Origin of the sequence: Streptococcus koreensis, assembly GCF_003627135.1 — a bacterium.
In the GTDB taxonomy this organism is placed as follows: domain Bacteria; phylum Bacillota; class Bacilli; order Lactobacillales; family Streptococcaceae; genus Streptococcus; species Streptococcus ilei.
The window spans coordinates 1616695-1631807 of sequence record NZ_CP032620.1; the positions used below are offsets into that span (position 1 = coordinate 1616695).

Sequence of the window (15113 nt, forward strand, 5' to 3'; positions counted from 1 at the left end):
AATTTATTCAGTTATAGAATCATTTCAATTCAAACTTCAAGTCAGCTGTTGGGCGCACCAATCCACGCTCATGAAGAGTTTCTGCGATTTGAACAGAGTTCCAGGCTGCTCCTTTAAGAAGGTTATCAGAAACTACCCACATATGGATCCCTTTTTCAGCATCCAAGTCTTTACGGATACGACCAACAAAGGTATCACGAGAACCAACAGCATTAATAGCTTGTGGGTATACTTGATGAGCAACATCATCTTCCAGTACTGCACCTGGGAAGGCTGCGATGGTCGCTTTTACCTCTTCAATTGGAGCTACTTCTTTGGTCTCAATGTAAACTGACTCTGAGTGAGCTGACAAGACCGGAATACGTACACACGTTGCCGAAACTGCAATGCTATCATCTTCCATGATTTTCTTGGTTTCGTTTGTCATCTTCATTTCTTCATATGTGTAGTCATTATCAGTGAAGACGTCAATTTGAGGAAGAGCATTAAATGCGATTGGATAATGTTTCTTATCGCCACCTGATGGTAAGATTTCTGCATGCAAATCACGCGGATCCACTCCATCATTCAAAACTTCTCGAAGTTCACGTTGTGTTTCAAGAATAGCACCCATACCTGCACCAGAGACAGCTTGGTAAGTCGATACGATGATACGATCCAAGCCCCATTTTTGACGAACTGGCTCTAGTGCCACCATCATTTGGATTGTTGAACAGTTAGGGCAAGCAATAATCCCATTGTGAGCATCAAGGGCATGAGCATTCACCTCTGGAACAACCAATGGCACATCTGGGTTTTGACGGAAGTAAGACGTATTGTCGACCACGACAGCTCCTGCTTTCACAGCATAAGGTGCGTATTTTGCAGAAGTTGAACCACCAGCAGAGAAGAGAGCAATATCAACTCCTTCAAAAGCGTTCTCCATTGTTTCTTCAATCGTAATGTCTAGATCCTTAAATTTCAATACCTTACCAGCTGAACGAGCAGACGCCAAGTAGCGAATTTTATCGATTGGAAGTGTCGATTCTTCCAACATCTTGATCATTTGAGCACCAACGGCACCTGTCGCGCCGACAACAGCAACTGTATATCCCATAATAAAACCTCTTTCGGAATTTTCTAAAAATTTGTGAATTTCATCTATTATACTATTTTTCCCAGTAAATGAAAAGCGTATTTTCATTTCTAAAAAAAATCCCGATCTAAGACCGGGATCGTTTCTAAAGATATGAAAGCTTTTAATAAAAATTAATGGATCTCATAATCCAAATCACTCAAGTCCTTCTTCCCTTGCGTGTCTTCCAATAAAAATGGAACTTGTGACAAGCCTTTGATCCCTGCAACAACAGATGTTGGGAAGGTTACAATGGCTTGGTTGATTTGACTAATATTGCTATTGACAATTCGTTTAGAGGCTGCCAAATCTTCATTTTCGTCAGCAATTTCTTTTTGCAAGGCCAAGAATTGGTTAGAAGACAAGAGCTCTGGATAATTCTCACCCACTGCTCGGATTTGTGCCAAAACATCATTTTGATTGGCAATAACTTGGTTGGATTCTTGAATGGAAGCACCTTGGCGAAGGGCTACCAATTCGCTAAAGACTTTCTCCTCATGTTTGGCATAAGCCTTAGAGGCCTTCAACATTTCCGAAATGGTATCGTAGCGTTTCACCAGAGTGATATCGACCGTTCTTTTAGATTCTTCAATCATGACCTGATAACGGTTCAAACGGTTGCTTTCTCCGATAAACCACAAGAAAATGACAAGAGCAAAAAAAACAAGGGCAATCATTAAACCTGACATAGTTATTCTCCTTTAAATATATTGGTTAATTCATCAATGAGATCAATCTCCCTACAGAGTTTTTGATACTCTGCAGCAATCGAAAGACTTTCGATTGCGTCTTTTCTATTTGGGGTTGGGAAAAGGTAGCGATCAGTATATAAGGAAATGTAGAGTGTGTCTTGTACTAAATACACACACATAGCATTCTGAGAAATTTGCTGATCAAACCATTCTAGGATCTTTGGTTTTAAGAATTTTCGTGCAGCCAGTTCATCAGTACAATAGATATTGTAGTTTTCATTGTTTTGGATATCTTCTGTTTCAATTTGGACTTCATTAGGTCCAGCACCCGGATAGTCTCCTTTTAGTTCTCTTTTTAAAAACAAAGATTTCTTGGTTGGAACAACTCTCAAGTGCCCTGGAAATGAGATTGGAGCTTTTAAAGAAAAAATCTGACCAGAAAAATCTTCAACTTCTTCGTTGACCGTATGAGTTTCCCCGTTAGAGTCTCTCTTGGTTCGCGTTTCAATGTGGTAAGCATAGAGATTGGCTACTACGAGATTCTTTTCATCATGGAAGGACAGTTGATTAAAGAGATTAAACTTAGTCGATCTCGGACTAAAGACCTGCAAGACATTCATAGGGTAGTTAGCTGTCAAAGTTAGCTCAGCTTGAGGAAAAACTTCTTTCAAAATAGGACAAAGAAAATCTGTTATATAAATCTCGTCATTGGATCGAACCTGACCTCTGAATAAAGACTTTCTTTTTTGGTAGGCTGGTAAATAATAGAACACCCCTGCAAGAAGAATGATAACAAAGGCTCGCAATCCAAAAAGTGGGAAAGATAGTATAGCTAAAATAATACCAAGCATAGTAGCGTTTCTCCAATGAAGGTTATTCTTCATTTGTTCCTTCATGATGAACAACTTAGCCTGATATTGTTCTAATCTCTCCAGTTCACTGATACGTTGGAAAGTTTCTTGTGACCACTTGTTGTTTGGACTGTTTTGATCATACACTATAACCATCTCCTTTCAAACACAAATGAATACATCTATTTCCATCATTATACCACCAGCAACCACAAGAGGCAAACAAATATATGTATTTGATAGCAGTGAATTTCTACAAAAAAATCCCCTACCAAATGGTAAGGGATTCGAGGCATCTTTCGATGAGAACAGCCGGTTCACACAACTGTTCAAGGTCCGCTCCTGCGTTACAATTGAATGTAGACCTCCTCAGCGCAAAAGGCTCCTAAGAGCCAATCGACTCATCGCATGAAACTAGTCTACCACGACATTGCATAAGCTGTCAAGAGGCTCGTTTTAGAATTCCTCTCAAAAAGCTTAAGAGAAATAGAGGAAAGCCACGATTCATCTGCATTATTACATTAGGGATTTCACAGGCCCTTCGATTGTCTTTTGCATCCAGACAATATCATGCCATTGATCAAATTTATAGCCAATTCTAGGAAAATGAGCAACTTTCACATAGCCTCGTTTTTCATGCAGGGCAATACTAGCTGGATTTGGCAAGGCGATGCAAGCTAAGAAGCGTAAATAGCCACGCGCTTCCAGCTCCCTCTCTAAGGCCTCATACAAACGAGAACCCAGTCCTTGCCCAAGATAATGTTCGTTCACATAGACTGATACTTCTACAGCCCAGTCATAGGCTGATCGGTCATAATAGGTTGAAGCATAGGCATAAGCAAGTACTTGACCATTTTCTTCAGCTACTAAGTAGGGAAAACGTTGAAGGGTCTTTTCGATACGCCCTTCAAATTCCTCCGTCGTCGGAACATCATATTCAAAAGTGATGGCTGTTTTCTTAACATAAGGGGCATAAATTCTGACAAGTTCAGGAGCATCCGCTAAGGTGACTGGTCGTATCTTCAACATAGTCTTCTCGCTTTCTATCTCTCTATTATACCTCGAAAATATAAAAATGAGAGTGGGACAGAAATCGGTAATTCGTTAGAATTCGATTTCGTCGTCCCACCTCCGCACAGTTGAGTAGGGCTGTAATAGCTGATGTAATCAGCGTAGTAGAGCCCACTCAACCACTGCGTCTTGCTCGACAATCCAAAGACAATTGAGAGGCTAGGACTTTTGTCCCACTCTCATATACTTTTATTAGAATAAGCCCAAGGCTGTCCCATCTTCTGCCACATCCATGTTCAAAGCAGCAGGACGTTTTGGTAGTCCAGGCATGGTCATCACTTCACCAGTTAGAGCAACGACGAAGCCTGCACCAGTCTTAGGCACCAATTCGCGAATGGTAATATCAAAGCCAGTCGGCGCTCCAAGGAGACTTGGATCATCTGAAAAACTATATTGTGTCTTGGCCATACAAACGGGCAACTTGTCCCAGCCATTTTTTACAATCTGAGCAATCTGAGTTTTGGCTTTTTTCTCAAAGACAACATTGTCTGCCCGGTAAATTTCCTTAGCAATCTTGGTAATTTTTTCTTCAATAGAAAGATCATTATCATAAAGACGAGTGTAGCTAGCTGTACTTGTTTCAAGGGTCGCCACCACGGTTTCTGCTAGGGCTACTCCTCCATCAGCTCCATCAGCCCAAACGCTAGCCAATTCAACAGGAACTTGAATAGAAGCACAAAGTTCTTTAAGAGTTTCAATTTCAGCTTCTGTATCCGTTACAAATTCATTAATGGCAACCACTACAGGAACACCGAATTTGCGCATATTTTCAACATGGCGTTCCAAGTTAGAAAAACCTGAACGAACAGCCTCAACGTTTTCCTCAGAAAGAGCATCTTTGGCAACTCCACCATTCATCTTCAAAGCTCGAATCGTTGCAACAATCACAACAGCAGATGGACTGGCTGGGAGATTTGGTGTTTTGATATCCAAGAATTTTTCAGCTCCTAAATCTGCCCCAAAGCCTGCCTCTGTCACCACGTAATCGGCTAAACGAAGAGCGGTTGAGGTAGCCAAAACAGAGTTACATCCATGGGCAATATTTGCAAAAGGTCCACCATGAACGAAGGCTGGAGTTCCATAGATGGTTTGAACCAAGTTTGGCTTGATGGCATCTTTCAGGATTAAAGCAAGAGCCCCTTCTACTTCTAAATCGCGGACATAAACTGGACTACGATCATAGCGGTAGCCGATGACAATATTAGCCAAACGGCGTTTCAAGTCTTCAATATCTGTCGCCAAACAAAGAATGGCCATAATCTCAGAAGCAACGGTGATATCAAACCCATCTTCACGAGGAATCCCATTAAGAGGGCCTCCGAGACCGATAGAAACATGCCGCAAAGCACGGTCATTCAAGTCCACTACCCGCTTCCAGATAATCCGGCGTTGGTCGATGCCTAGCTCATTTCCTTGATGCAAATGATTATCAATCAAAGCTGAAAGAGCATTGTTTGCTGTCGTAATGGCATGCATGTCACCCGTGAAATGAAGATTTATATCCTCCATAGGGAGAACTTGGGCATAGCCTCCACCAGCTGCTCCCCCTTTAATACCCATAACAGGACCTAAAGATGGTTCGCGGATGGCAATCATGGTTTGTTTACCAATCTTATTTAAGGCATCTGCCAATCCAATAGTGATAGTAGATTTTCCTTCTCCAGCTGGAGTTGGGTTAATAGCTGTCACCAAGATGAGTTTTCCTGGTTCTTCCTTCTGAACGGCTTGAATCTTATCAAAGGTTAATTTTGCCTTGTACTTTCCATAGAGTTCTAAGTCATCGAAATGAATCCCCAATTTTTCTACCACATCTGTGATTGGTTTCAATTCAATACTTTGTGCAATCTCGATATCTGTCTTCATCTTAATCTCCTCACTATTTAATAATCCTATTATACAGAAATTTCACAAGGATATATATTTTAAATGTCAAACTTTCCCCGTTCGTTCGGTATTTGCCTTTAAAATGAACCTTTTTGGCCTTTATTCTAATTTCTTATAGCCCTCTATACGAAATAACTATGAGTCCCCAATTCCTCTCCCATTACTTCCGTTTCGCCTAAAAAACAGACGCAAGACCCATGTTCTTGGCTTTACTAAAATATAAAATTCTTGTAAAATAAGCCTATGAATATTTTGATTACTTCTGGTGGAACGAGTGAAAAAATTGATCAGGTTCGTTCGATTACCAACCATTCCACTGGTCAACTTGGAAAAATCATTTCCGAAAAATTTTTAGAGGCAGGATTTTCTGTGACTCTGGTGACCACCCCAACTGCGGTTCAACCGAATGCACACCCTCGTTTAACAAAAGTGATCATCAAAGATGTCGCTGAACTTCAAACAGTTCTTGAGAAAGAAACTCCAACTCATCAGGTCCTTATTCATTCCATGGCTGTCTCCGACTACAGTCCAGTCTATATGACAGGTTTTCATGCTGTAAAAGAAGCTACTAATTTAGAGCAATTTCTCCATCAAACCAATCAGGAATCGAAGATTTCATCGGAGGAAGATTATCAAGTTCTCTTTTTGAAGAAAAATCCTAAGTTGATTTCCTTGGTGAAAGCCTGGAATCCAGACATTCGTTTAATTGGATTTAAACTGCTGGTTGATGTATCCCAGGATCAACTGCTATCAGTTGCTCGTGCTAGCCTCAAAAAAAATCAGGCAGAAATGATTGTCGCCAATGACTTGAGCGAAATTCAAGACGGGAAGCATCGAGCATACTTAGTTACTAAAGATGCTACTCGAATAGCCAAAACGAAATTGGATATTGCTCAAAAAATCTTCCATCACATTACAAATAAAGGATAAAACCTATGGCCAATATTCTACTAGCTGTTACAGGAAGTATTTCTGCATATAAGGCAGCGGATATCACCAGTCAATTGACCAAGCTCGGTCATCAGCTGAAGGTAATCATGACTCCTGCAGCTACAGCTTTTATCACTCCCCTAACCCTTCAGGTCCTTTCAAAAAATCCAGTCGGTCTAGATGTCATGATTGAAGAGGATCCACAGCGGATTGAACACATCGACATTGGAAAAGAAACAGACCTCTTTCTAGTAGCACCGGCTAGTGCCAATACGATTGCTAAACTTGCCATGGGGCTAGCAGATAATATGGTGACGAGCACAGCTCTAGCCTTGCCTCAAGAAACTAAAAAAATCCTAGCCCCCGCTATGAATACGAAAATGCTGGAACACCCAGCTACCCAACGAAATCTAAAACTCTTACAAGACTACGGCTATCAGATTATTCAACCTCGCTATGCTACTCTGGCTTGTGGCGATCAAGGGGCTGGAGCTTTAGCTTCTATCGAAACCATTCTAACTACTATACAGGAGTCGCTTTCATGAAAAAATCCTCATCCATTTCACGCATTGCTATATTTTTCGCGGTAATGATTACCATCCATTTTACAACTTCCTTCATCTTACATTTTGTACCATCAGGTATTCAGCCAACCTTGGTTCATATCCCTGTCGTGATCGCGTCTATCATTTATGGACCTCGTACAGGTGCTATTCTAGGACTGCTTATGGGACTCTTTAGTTTAACGATGAATACTCTTGTTTTAACCCCAGCAAGCTATCTATTTAGTCCCTTTGTGCCAAACGGAAATCTCTATTCCCTTGTCATCGCTATAGTACCGCGTATTCTCATCGGGGTAACACCTTATTTTGTCTATCGATGGATGCACAATCGTACTGGGTTAATAACAGCCGGCATTGTCGGATCTATGACCAATACTGTATTCGTTTTAAGCGGGATTTACCTCTTCTTTGGTAATACCTTTGGGAGAGGAATTCAACATTTTCTTGGCTTGATTGTGTCTACTAACTCACTCATCGAAGTTATTGCAACGGTTCTGATCACTAGTGCCGTTGTCCCAGCCCTCGAAAAATTAAAATAAAAAGTTGAGAGTGGGACAGAAATCGGTCATTCGTTAGAATTTGATTTCGTTGTCCCACCTCCGCACAGTTGAGTAGGGCTGTAAAAGCTGATGAAATCAGCGTAGTAGAGCCCACTCAAGCACTGCGTCTTGCTCGACAATCTAAAGATAATTGAGAGGCTAGGACTTTTGTCCCAGCCTTTTTTCTATCCAAAATTCCCTCTTTATTTTTGAAAAGATTTACAATTATCGCTAGAATTTTCTGAAAAAATTTGCTATAATGTGAGCGATTAATTATATATTAAAAAGGAGACGCTTGCATGACTTATCAAGAAAACTTCCAAAAATGGGCTGATTTTGCTGACCTACCAGATTACCTTCGTCGCGATTTGGAAAACATGGATGAAAAAACCAAAGAAGATGCCTTCTACACGAACCTTGAATTCGGTACTGCTGGTATGCGTGGATTGATTGGTGCCGGTACCAACCGTATTAACATCTATGTAGTCCGTCAAGCAACTGAAGGTTTGGCTCGTTTGATCGAATCAAAGGGTGGAAATGAAAAAGAACGTGGGGTAGCCATCGCTTACGATAGCCGTCACTTCTCTCCAGAGTTTGCCTTTGAATCAGCAGCAGTTCTTGCAAAACACGGTATTAAATCTTATGTTTTTGAAAGTCTCCGTCCAACTCCAGAACTTTCATTCGCGGTTCGTCACCTCAACTGTTTTGCTGGTATCATGATTACTGCTAGCCACAACCCAGCTCCATTCAATGGATACAAGGTTTACGGTGAAGATGGTGGCCAAATGCCTCCACATGATGCAGATGCTTTGACAACCTATATTCGTGCGATCGAAAATCCATTTGCTGTGGAAGTCGCTGATGTTGAAGCAGAAAAAGCCTCTGGTTTGATCGAAGTTATTGGTGAAGCGATTGATGCTGAATACCTCAAAGAAGTCAAAGACGTGAACATCAATCCTGCCTTGATTGAAGAATTCGGTAAAGACATGAAGATTGTCTACACTCCACTTCACGGTACTGGTGAAATGTTGGCTCGTCGTGCTCTTGCTCAAGCAGGATTTGACTCTGTTCAAGTCGTTGAAGCTCAAGCAACTCCAGACCCTGACTTCTCAACTGTAAAATCACCAAACCCAGAAAGCCAAGCAGCCTTTGCTCTTGCAGAAGAACTTGGTCGCCAAGTAGGAGCTGATGTTCTTGTGGCAACTGACCCTGACGCTGACCGTGTCGGTGTTGAAGTCCTTCAAAAAGACGGTAGCTACCTTAACCTTTCAGGTAACCAAATCGGTGCTATCATGGCTAAGTACATCTTGGAAGCTCACAAAAATGCTGGCACTCTTCCAGAAAATGCAGCCCTTTGCAAATCTATCGTATCAACTGACTTGGTAACGAAGATTGCTGAAAGCTACGGCGCAACTATGTTTAACGTCTTGACTGGTTTCAAATTCATCGCTGAAAAGATTCAAGAATTCGAAGAAAAACACAATCACACTTACATGATGGGATTTGAAGAAAGCTTCGGTTACTTGATTAAACCATTCGTACGTGATAAAGATGCGATTCAAGCTGTCCTTGTCGTTGCTGAGCTTGCTGCTTACTACCGCTCTCGTGGTTTGACACTTGCTGACGGTATCGAAGAAATCTACAAAGAGTACGGCTACTATGCTGAAAAGACAATCTCTGTTACACTTTCTGGTGTTGACGGTGCTGAGCAAATCAAAGCGATTATGGCGAAATTCCGTGAAAACGGGCCAAAAGAATTTAACTCAACAGAAGTTTCAATCACTGAAGACTTCAAAGCACAAACATCTACTGCTGCTGATGGCACTGTAACAACCTTGACAACTCCTCCAAGTGATGTATTGAAATACACACTTGCTGATGGTTCTTGGATTGCCGTTCGCCCTTCAGGTACAGAACCAAAAATTAAGTTCTACATTGCCGTTGTTGGTGAAAGCAACGAAGATTCTCAAGCTAAAATTGCTAACATCGAAGCTGAAATCAATGCCTTTGTAAAATAAGAAACCACAAAAGATGAGATCAACCAATCTCATCTTTTTTTCGTATCAAAATACAGCATTTTTTCGCCCTTTATGGCATACTAGATTTATAAGAAAGCGAGGTAATCTCATGGAACAATTTTTAGAAGATATTAAAGATCTTGAAGTAACCACTGTTGCGCGTGCGCAAGAAGCCATCGACCAAAAAGAAACAGCAACCTTCTTTATTGGACGCAAGACTTGCCCATATTGCCGTAAGTTCGCTGCTAAATTAGCAACTGTAGTAGCTGAAACAAAAGCTCATATCTACTTCATCAATAGTGAAGAACCAAGCCAATTAGAGGCTTTACAAGCCTTCCGTTCAACCTATGGCATTCCAACTGTACCAGGATTTTTACATGTCGAAGCAGGTGAAGTAACGGTTCGTTGTGACTCTTCTATGTCAGAAGAAGAAATTAAAGCATTCGCTCATCTATAAGAAAAAATTGAGGCTGGGACAAAAGTCCTAGCCTCTTAATTATCTTTGGATTGTCGAGCAAGACTCAGTGGTTGAGTGGGCTCTACTACGCTGATTCCATCAGCTTTTACAGCCCTTCTCAACTGTGCGGAGGTGGGACGACGAAATCGAATTCTAACGAATTACCGATTTCTGTCCCACTCTCATTTTTCGTTTTCTGTAAAAGTCGTCCAAATCTTTTGCTGGGGTTTGGCAAAAGGATAGGCCGAAAATTCTTCTGGTCTTAACCAAACAGTCGATTCACTTGTTGGCTGCTCTCCTTCTTTTACCAAGCCGTAACGAAGTTGAACCTGCCATTTGCGATGTGAAAAGACATGCTGGACGATGGGATAAGATTTCTCTTGCCAATCAATGACCAAGTCATAATCCTGTTCAAAGGAAAGTATTTCCGGAAGGTCTCCTGCTTGCCCCTTTCCATCCAGTAGAGACAACTGCCCCAAGTTCTCCGATAGATTATCCACTTCAATCAAGGGAAAATGCCAAAAACCAGATAATAGGCCTTCTCGTTCATTTTTCTCCAGCAAATAGCGCCCTTGACTATCCTTTATAATAAAGGCTGTTAAATAAACTGGCACTGGTTTCTTTTTAGGAGCCTTGATGGGATAACGATCCATGGTTCCATGCTGATAAGCCGCACTAAATTCCTTAACAGGACTCTCCTCCGGCCTTGGATTGACTGGTGATTCGATATCAGAGCCTAAATCCATTAAGGCTTGATTAAAGTCGCCAGGACGGTCCGGATCGATTAAGATTTCCATCATGGCTTGAAAAATTTTACGATTGGTCGGGATTCCGATATCATAGTCCACCTCAAACAAGCGGGCTAGGACCCGCATGACATTGCCATCCACTGCTGGTTCTGGCAAGCCAAAAGCAATACTAGCTATAGCACCGGCTGTATAAGGTCCAATTCCCTTAAGTTTTGAGATAGCCTCATAGGTTGATGGAAATAAACCTCCGTAGTCTTCCATCATCTGCTGAGCAGCTTTCTGCATATTGCGAACCCGTGAGTAATAACCCAAACCTTCCCAAGCTTTCAAGAGTTTCTCTTCTGGCGCCTTAGCCAAATCCTCAATCGTCGGAAACCAGTCAAGAAAACGCTCATAATAAGGAATAACCGTATCGACGCGTGTCTGCTGGAGCATAATCTCTGAGATCCAAATTTTATAAGGATCCTGCGTCCTTCTCCAGGGAAGATCCCGTTTATTGGCATCATACCATGCTAATATTTTTCTTCGGAAAGAAGCAATTTTTTTCTCCTCCCACATGGTAATCCCGTAATCTTTTAAATCCATCATATTCCTAGTATACCACAGAATGGACTTTTACTTTTACAATTCTGACTTTATCAATAAAAAGAGGCTGGGACAAAAGTCCCAGCCTCTCAATTTTCTTTGGATTGTCGAGCAAGACGCAGTGGTTGAGTGGCCTCTACTACGCTGACTTCATCAGCTTTTACAGCCCTACTCAACTGTGCAAAGGTGGGACGACGAAATTGAATTCTAACCAATTACCGATTTCTGTCCCACTCTCCTTTAAATTATTCTTATTGTTCAACAGCTTGAGCCGCTGTGATCAAGGTCAACTTGTAAACGTCATCTGCATTACATCCGCGGGAAAGGTCGTTCACTGGCTTGTTCAATCCTTGCAAGACCGGACCTACCGCCGCAAAGCCACCAAGACGTTCTGCCATCTTGTAACCAATGTTACCAGCTTCGATACCAGGGAAGATAAAGACATTGGCTTGACCTGCTACCTTGCTTCCTGGAGCTTTCAATGCTGCTGTTTCAGGTACAAAGGCTGCGTCAAATTGCAATTCCCCATCAATTTCAAGATCTGGACGAAGCTCATGAGCGATTTTTGTTGCTTCAACTACTTTATCAACACTTTCACCAAAACCTGAACCTTTTGTTGAATAGCTCAACATGGCGATTTTTGGATCAATCCCAAACATCTTCGCTGTGATAGCAGAGTTGATGGCAATTTCAGCCAAGCCTTCAGCATCTGGATTGATGTTAATCGCACAGTCACCAAACAAGTAGCGTTCAGATCCGCGAACCATGATAAAGGCACCTGAAGTCCGTTTAACATTTGGACGAGTTTTGATAATTTGAAGAGCTGGACGAACGGTTGCTGCTGTTGAGTGAATCGCACCTGACACCATTCCATCAACAATTCCAAGATGTACCAACATGACACCAAAGTAGTTGACATCATCTAGCAAAATTTGGCGTGCTTCTTCTTCTGTCATTTTACCCTTGCGACGTTCAACTAAGGAAGTTACCATCTCTTCAAAACCTGAGTAAGAATGCGGATCGATGACTTCGTATCCTTCCAAAACACCTTCAATTTCAAGGTAAATGCCAATCTTATCCGGATTCCCAAGCAAGACAGGGGTTACGTCTGTTTCTTTCACAATTCGTTTTGCTGCTTGAAGAATACGTGGTTCTTCACCTTCTGGTAATACAATACGTGCATTCTTACCAACCAGGTTGGCTTTGAGGTTTTCAAAAACTTCCATGAGTTTCTCCTTTGAAAAAAATTAAATATTTGTTAACTGTTTTAAGACCTGGCTAAAATCATCTGGCAAAGAACTTTCAATTCGGAGTTCTTCTTCCAAAAAAGGATGATAGAAAGCCAAGGAATGGCAATGTAAGGCTTGTCGAAGGATCCCATCTTCTAAGGAACCACCATAAAGATCATCTCCCAAAAGCGGAAAACCAATATGAGAAAAATGAACGCGAATCTGATGGGTCCGGCCTGTATGCAATTGGATATCCACCAGATGAATATCACCGAAAGACTGGACAACTTGGTAGCTGGTATGAGCATACTTGCCACCTTTTGCTACTTTTCGGGTAATGATCGAATCTTCATCACGCGCAATGGGGGCAATGATGTCACCCTTGCTTGCCAACTCACCCGTCCCCTTTACCAATGCAAAGTAACGTTTTTGAATGGTCTTAGCCTGAAGTTGTTTATCCAATCGGGCATGGGCATAGCCATGTTTAGCAAAGAGCATGATCCCACTGGTATCTTTGTCTAAACGGGTGACAATATGAACAAGCTGGTTTTCATACTGGTTACGAACGTAGTAACCCTTGACAAAGTTTGCAATGGTATTGGAATGAAGAGAGCTAGGAATAGATGCCACTCCGGCCGGTTTGTTGAGGACTAAGAAATGATCGTCTTCATACAAGATTTCTAAATCACGATCAATGGCCTCCAAGGCTTCATAGCCTTCCTCAGAGGGAATATCAATCGTTACCTTATCTCCTATATCGAGAAGATAGATGGCATTTTGTTCAATGCCATTTACTAAAATCTGGCCTCCAGAAAACTTGATCTTGGCCAATAACCCCTTTGAAACCTGGTGCTTCTTCAGGAATGTTTTGACCTTGACGTGTTCGTCTGCAATAAACTCGAACCTCATTCGTCAATATCTCCAATAAAAGCATCCTTGACCCGATTCCAGAAACTGGTATGACTTGGGCTCGCTACGAAATTGATCTTGTGGTTATCAATCTGGTATTCGATATGGACGATATTTCGATACGAATAAGTTGAATTATCAACAGAGAGAATGTGAAAACCAGGCCGGCTTGGCGTAATTTCAATCTTATCTTTTTTAGGAACAATGATCGATGAACCCAAAGTTCGATACACACGGTTATTGAGGCTAGCAATTTCTGCAATTTGAAGTGCTTCGATGGTCGGGTGAAGAACAGCCCCTCCCAAAGATTTGTTATAAGCCGTACTGCCTGTAGGGGTCGAAACGGTAATGCCGTCCCCTCTGAACCGCTCAAAATGAACGCCATTGATGGTTAGGTCAGCCACCATGGTTCGGTCACTGCGTTTGATTGTCGCTTCATTAAGGGCTCGCATAATCTTAGTATCGCCATTTTCAAAGGTCACTTTGACATTCAGGATTGGGTAAGATACCTTGGCACCTGTATCATACTTAAGATTTTCTACTAATTTGTCAATCTCATCATCTAGATAGTCCGTATAGAACCCAAGATGCCCTGTATGCACCCCAACGAAACGAACCCGATCTAATTGACTCTCGTACTTATGAAAAGCCGAGAGCAACATGCCATCTCCACCAATGGAGATCACGATATCCGGATGTTTTTCAGTCAAGATAAAATTATTCTTTTTTAATTTATAACGAAGTTGTTGAAAGACCTCTTCGCTTTGGCGTTTTCGATTTCGAATAATCGAAACCTTCTTACCTGTAGTCCTCATCTGTATCATCACTATTTCCGACACCATCGTTTAATTTACGATGCATAGGATCAAAAAGGGCTTGCGCCTCCTGAATGGCATCACGAATGGCGCCCATTTCCTCGTCGAGTTGATAAGCCAAATTCGCAGTGACTTCAAGACGCTTTTTAATCTCGTCCGGAAAATCTCCTTTATATTTGTAATTTAATGAGTGTTCAATGGTGGCCCAAAAATTCATAGACAGAGTACGAATCTGTATCTCTGCCAAAATGGTTTCATAGCCATTAATGGTATCTACTGGATACTCTACTACAACGTGATAGCTTCGATAGCCACTCGACTTTTTGTGACGAATATAGTCTCGTTCTTGAACCACGCGCATATCCTGACGCTTCCGCAAGACTTCTAGGACTTCGTCTACGTCATCTACAAATTGAACCATGATCCTCAGACCAGCAATATCTTGCATATCTTGAGCCAGGTTCTCTTCAGATATACTTCTGCGTTCCATCTTTTCGAGAATACTCTCAATCGGCTTCACACGACCGGTCACAAACTCGATTGGGGAATGCTTTTGTTGTTTGCGATACTGCTTTCTTATCCCACGAAGTTTAATCTTCAACTCCCCAACTGCTTGGATATAGGGATCTAAAAAATTTTCCCAATCAATCGCCATTGAATCACCTTGTCATCTCAAAGTTTTTTGTATAAAATAAACACATCTATTA

At 41.6% G+C, this 15113-nt stretch carries 15 protein-coding genes; 5 read left to right on the plus strand and 10 right to left on the minus strand.

Annotation, left to right across the window (positions count from 1 at the left end; genetic code table 11):
* Window positions 1-19: 19 nt before the first annotated feature.
* From D7D50_RS08085 to D7D50_RS08110, 5 genes are all read right to left on the minus strand, one after another.
* Window positions 20-1096 carry an aspartate-semialdehyde dehydrogenase gene (locus D7D50_RS08085; protein WP_023023193.1) on the minus strand — a complete coding sequence of 359 codons (1077 nt, stop codon included), beginning with the start codon at window positions 1094-1096 and terminating at the stop codon, window positions 20-22.
* Between the two features lie 152 nt (window positions 1097-1248).
* Entirely contained in the window at window positions 1249-1803 is a 555-nt protein-coding gene (locus D7D50_RS08090) for a LemA family protein (protein WP_023023190.1), read from the minus strand.
* A gap of 2 nt (window positions 1804-1805) precedes the next feature.
* On the minus strand, window positions 1806-2813 hold the full coding sequence (locus D7D50_RS08095) for a DUF3137 domain-containing protein (RefSeq protein ID WP_042507453.1): 1008 nt from the start codon (window positions 2811-2813) through the stop codon (window positions 1806-1808).
* Window positions 2814-3173: 360 nt separating this feature from the next.
* Window positions 3174-3686: a GNAT family N-acetyltransferase gene (locus D7D50_RS08100; RefSeq protein ID WP_023023187.1), complete on the minus strand. Its 513-nt coding sequence runs from the start codon at window positions 3684-3686 to the stop codon at window positions 3174-3176.
* A gap of 234 nt (window positions 3687-3920) precedes the next feature.
* A complete protein-coding gene (locus D7D50_RS08110) occupies window positions 3921-5591 on the minus strand; it encodes a formate--tetrahydrofolate ligase (protein ID WP_117744228.1) in 1671 nt (556 codons plus the stop codon).
* A gap of 264 nt (window positions 5592-5855) precedes the next feature.
* Between D7D50_RS08110 and D7D50_RS08115 the strand changes: the two genes are divergently transcribed.
* From D7D50_RS08115 to D7D50_RS08135, 5 genes are all read left to right on the plus strand, one after another.
* The gene (locus tag D7D50_RS08115; protein ID WP_117744227.1) at window positions 5856-6542 is read left to right on the plus strand and encodes a phosphopantothenate--cysteine ligase; all 687 of its coding nucleotides are present in this window, start codon (window positions 5856-5858) and stop codon (window positions 6540-6542) included.
* 5 nt (window positions 6543-6547) lie between these two features.
* Window positions 6548-7087 carry a phosphopantothenoylcysteine decarboxylase gene (coaC, locus tag D7D50_RS08120; RefSeq protein ID WP_117744226.1) on the plus strand — a complete coding sequence of 180 codons (540 nt, stop codon included), beginning with the start codon at window positions 6548-6550 and terminating at the stop codon, window positions 7085-7087.
* Window positions 7084-7644: an ECF transporter S component gene (locus D7D50_RS08125; protein ID WP_117744225.1), complete on the plus strand. Its 561-nt coding sequence runs from the start codon at window positions 7084-7086 to the stop codon at window positions 7642-7644. Before coaC ends, D7D50_RS08125 begins: the two co-directional genes overlap by 4 nt.
* Before the next feature lie 299 nt (window positions 7645-7943).
* On the plus strand, window positions 7944-9662 hold the full coding sequence (locus tag D7D50_RS08130; protein WP_120701960.1) for a phospho-sugar mutase: 1719 nt from the start codon (window positions 7944-7946) through the stop codon (window positions 9660-9662).
* Window positions 9663-9771: 109 nt separating this feature from the next.
* A complete protein-coding gene (locus D7D50_RS08135) occupies window positions 9772-10119 on the plus strand; it encodes a DUF6568 family protein (RefSeq protein WP_023023176.1) in 348 nt (115 codons plus the stop codon).
* A 182-nt stretch (window positions 10120-10301) separates the two neighbouring features.
* Here the strand turns inward: D7D50_RS08135 and mutY are convergent, their stop codons facing one another.
* The 5 genes from mutY to yjbM all read right to left on the minus strand — a co-directional run bounded on the left by mutY (window position 10302) and on the right by yjbM (window position 15061).
* Entirely contained in the window at window positions 10302-11456 is a 1155-nt protein-coding gene (gene mutY, locus D7D50_RS08145) for an A/G-specific adenine glycosylase (protein ID WP_042507452.1), read from the minus strand.
* Window positions 11457-11704: 248 nt separating this feature from the next.
* Window positions 11705-12679: a phosphate acetyltransferase gene (gene pta, locus D7D50_RS08150; RefSeq protein ID WP_117744223.1), complete on the minus strand. Its 975-nt coding sequence runs from the start codon at window positions 12677-12679 to the stop codon at window positions 11705-11707.
* Between the two features lie 21 nt (window positions 12680-12700).
* A complete protein-coding gene (locus D7D50_RS08155) occupies window positions 12701-13591 on the minus strand; it encodes an RluA family pseudouridine synthase (protein WP_023026786.1) in 891 nt (296 codons plus the stop codon).
* The gene (locus tag D7D50_RS08160) at window positions 13588-14406 is read right to left on the minus strand and encodes an NAD kinase (protein ID WP_023023169.1); all 819 of its coding nucleotides are present in this window, start codon (window positions 14404-14406) and stop codon (window positions 13588-13590) included. Before D7D50_RS08160 ends, D7D50_RS08155 begins: the two co-directional genes overlap by 4 nt.
* Entirely contained in the window at window positions 14390-15061 is a 672-nt protein-coding gene (yjbM, locus tag D7D50_RS08165) for a GTP diphosphokinase (protein WP_048690012.1), read from the minus strand. The genes D7D50_RS08160 and yjbM overlap by 17 nt, the downstream gene beginning before the upstream one ends.
* Window positions 15062-15113 lie beyond the last annotated feature (52 nt).

Excerpts from the sequence above, each read along its gene's own strand:
- D7D50_RS08085 (WP_023023193.1), bottom strand. The coding sequence starts at position 1,096 with ATGGGATATACAGTTGCTGTTGTCGGCGCGACAGGTGCCGTTGGTGCT.
- D7D50_RS08090 (WP_023023190.1), bottom strand. The coding sequence starts at position 1,803 with ATGTCAGGTTTAATGATTGCCCTTGTTTTTTTTGCTCTTGTCATTTTC.
- D7D50_RS08095 (WP_042507453.1), bottom strand. The coding sequence starts at position 2,813 with ATGGTTATAGTGTATGATCAAAACAGTCCAAACAACAAGTGGTCACAA.
- D7D50_RS08100 (WP_023023187.1), bottom strand. The coding sequence starts at position 3,686 with ATGTTGAAGATACGACCAGTCACCTTAGCGGATGCTCCTGAACTTGTC.
- D7D50_RS08110 (WP_117744228.1), bottom strand. The coding sequence starts at position 5,591 with ATGAAGACAGATATCGAGATTGCACAAAGTATTGAATTGAAACCAATC.
- D7D50_RS08115 (WP_117744227.1), top strand. The coding sequence starts at position 5,856 with ATGAATATTTTGATTACTTCTGGTGGAACGAGTGAAAAAATTGATCAG.
- coaC (WP_117744226.1), top strand. The coding sequence starts at position 6,548 with ATGGCCAATATTCTACTAGCTGTTACAGGAAGTATTTCTGCATATAAG.
- D7D50_RS08125 (WP_117744225.1), top strand. The coding sequence starts at position 7,084 with ATGAAAAAATCCTCATCCATTTCACGCATTGCTATATTTTTCGCGGTA.
- D7D50_RS08130 (WP_120701960.1), top strand. The coding sequence starts at position 7,944 with ATGACTTATCAAGAAAACTTCCAAAAATGGGCTGATTTTGCTGACCTA.
- D7D50_RS08135 (WP_023023176.1), top strand. The coding sequence starts at position 9,772 with ATGGAACAATTTTTAGAAGATATTAAAGATCTTGAAGTAACCACTGTT.
- mutY (WP_042507452.1), bottom strand. The coding sequence starts at position 11,456 with ATGATGGATTTAAAAGATTACGGGATTACCATGTGGGAGGAGAAAAAA.
- pta (WP_117744223.1), bottom strand. The coding sequence starts at position 12,679 with ATGGAAGTTTTTGAAAACCTCAAAGCCAACCTGGTTGGTAAGAATGCA.
- D7D50_RS08155 (WP_023026786.1), bottom strand. The coding sequence starts at position 13,591 with ATGAGGTTCGAGTTTATTGCAGACGAACACGTCAAGGTCAAAACATTC.
- D7D50_RS08160 (WP_023023169.1), bottom strand. The coding sequence starts at position 14,406 with ATGAGGACTACAGGTAAGAAGGTTTCGATTATTCGAAATCGAAAACGC.
- yjbM (WP_048690012.1), bottom strand. The coding sequence starts at position 15,061 with ATGGCGATTGATTGGGAAAATTTTTTAGATCCCTATATCCAAGCAGTT.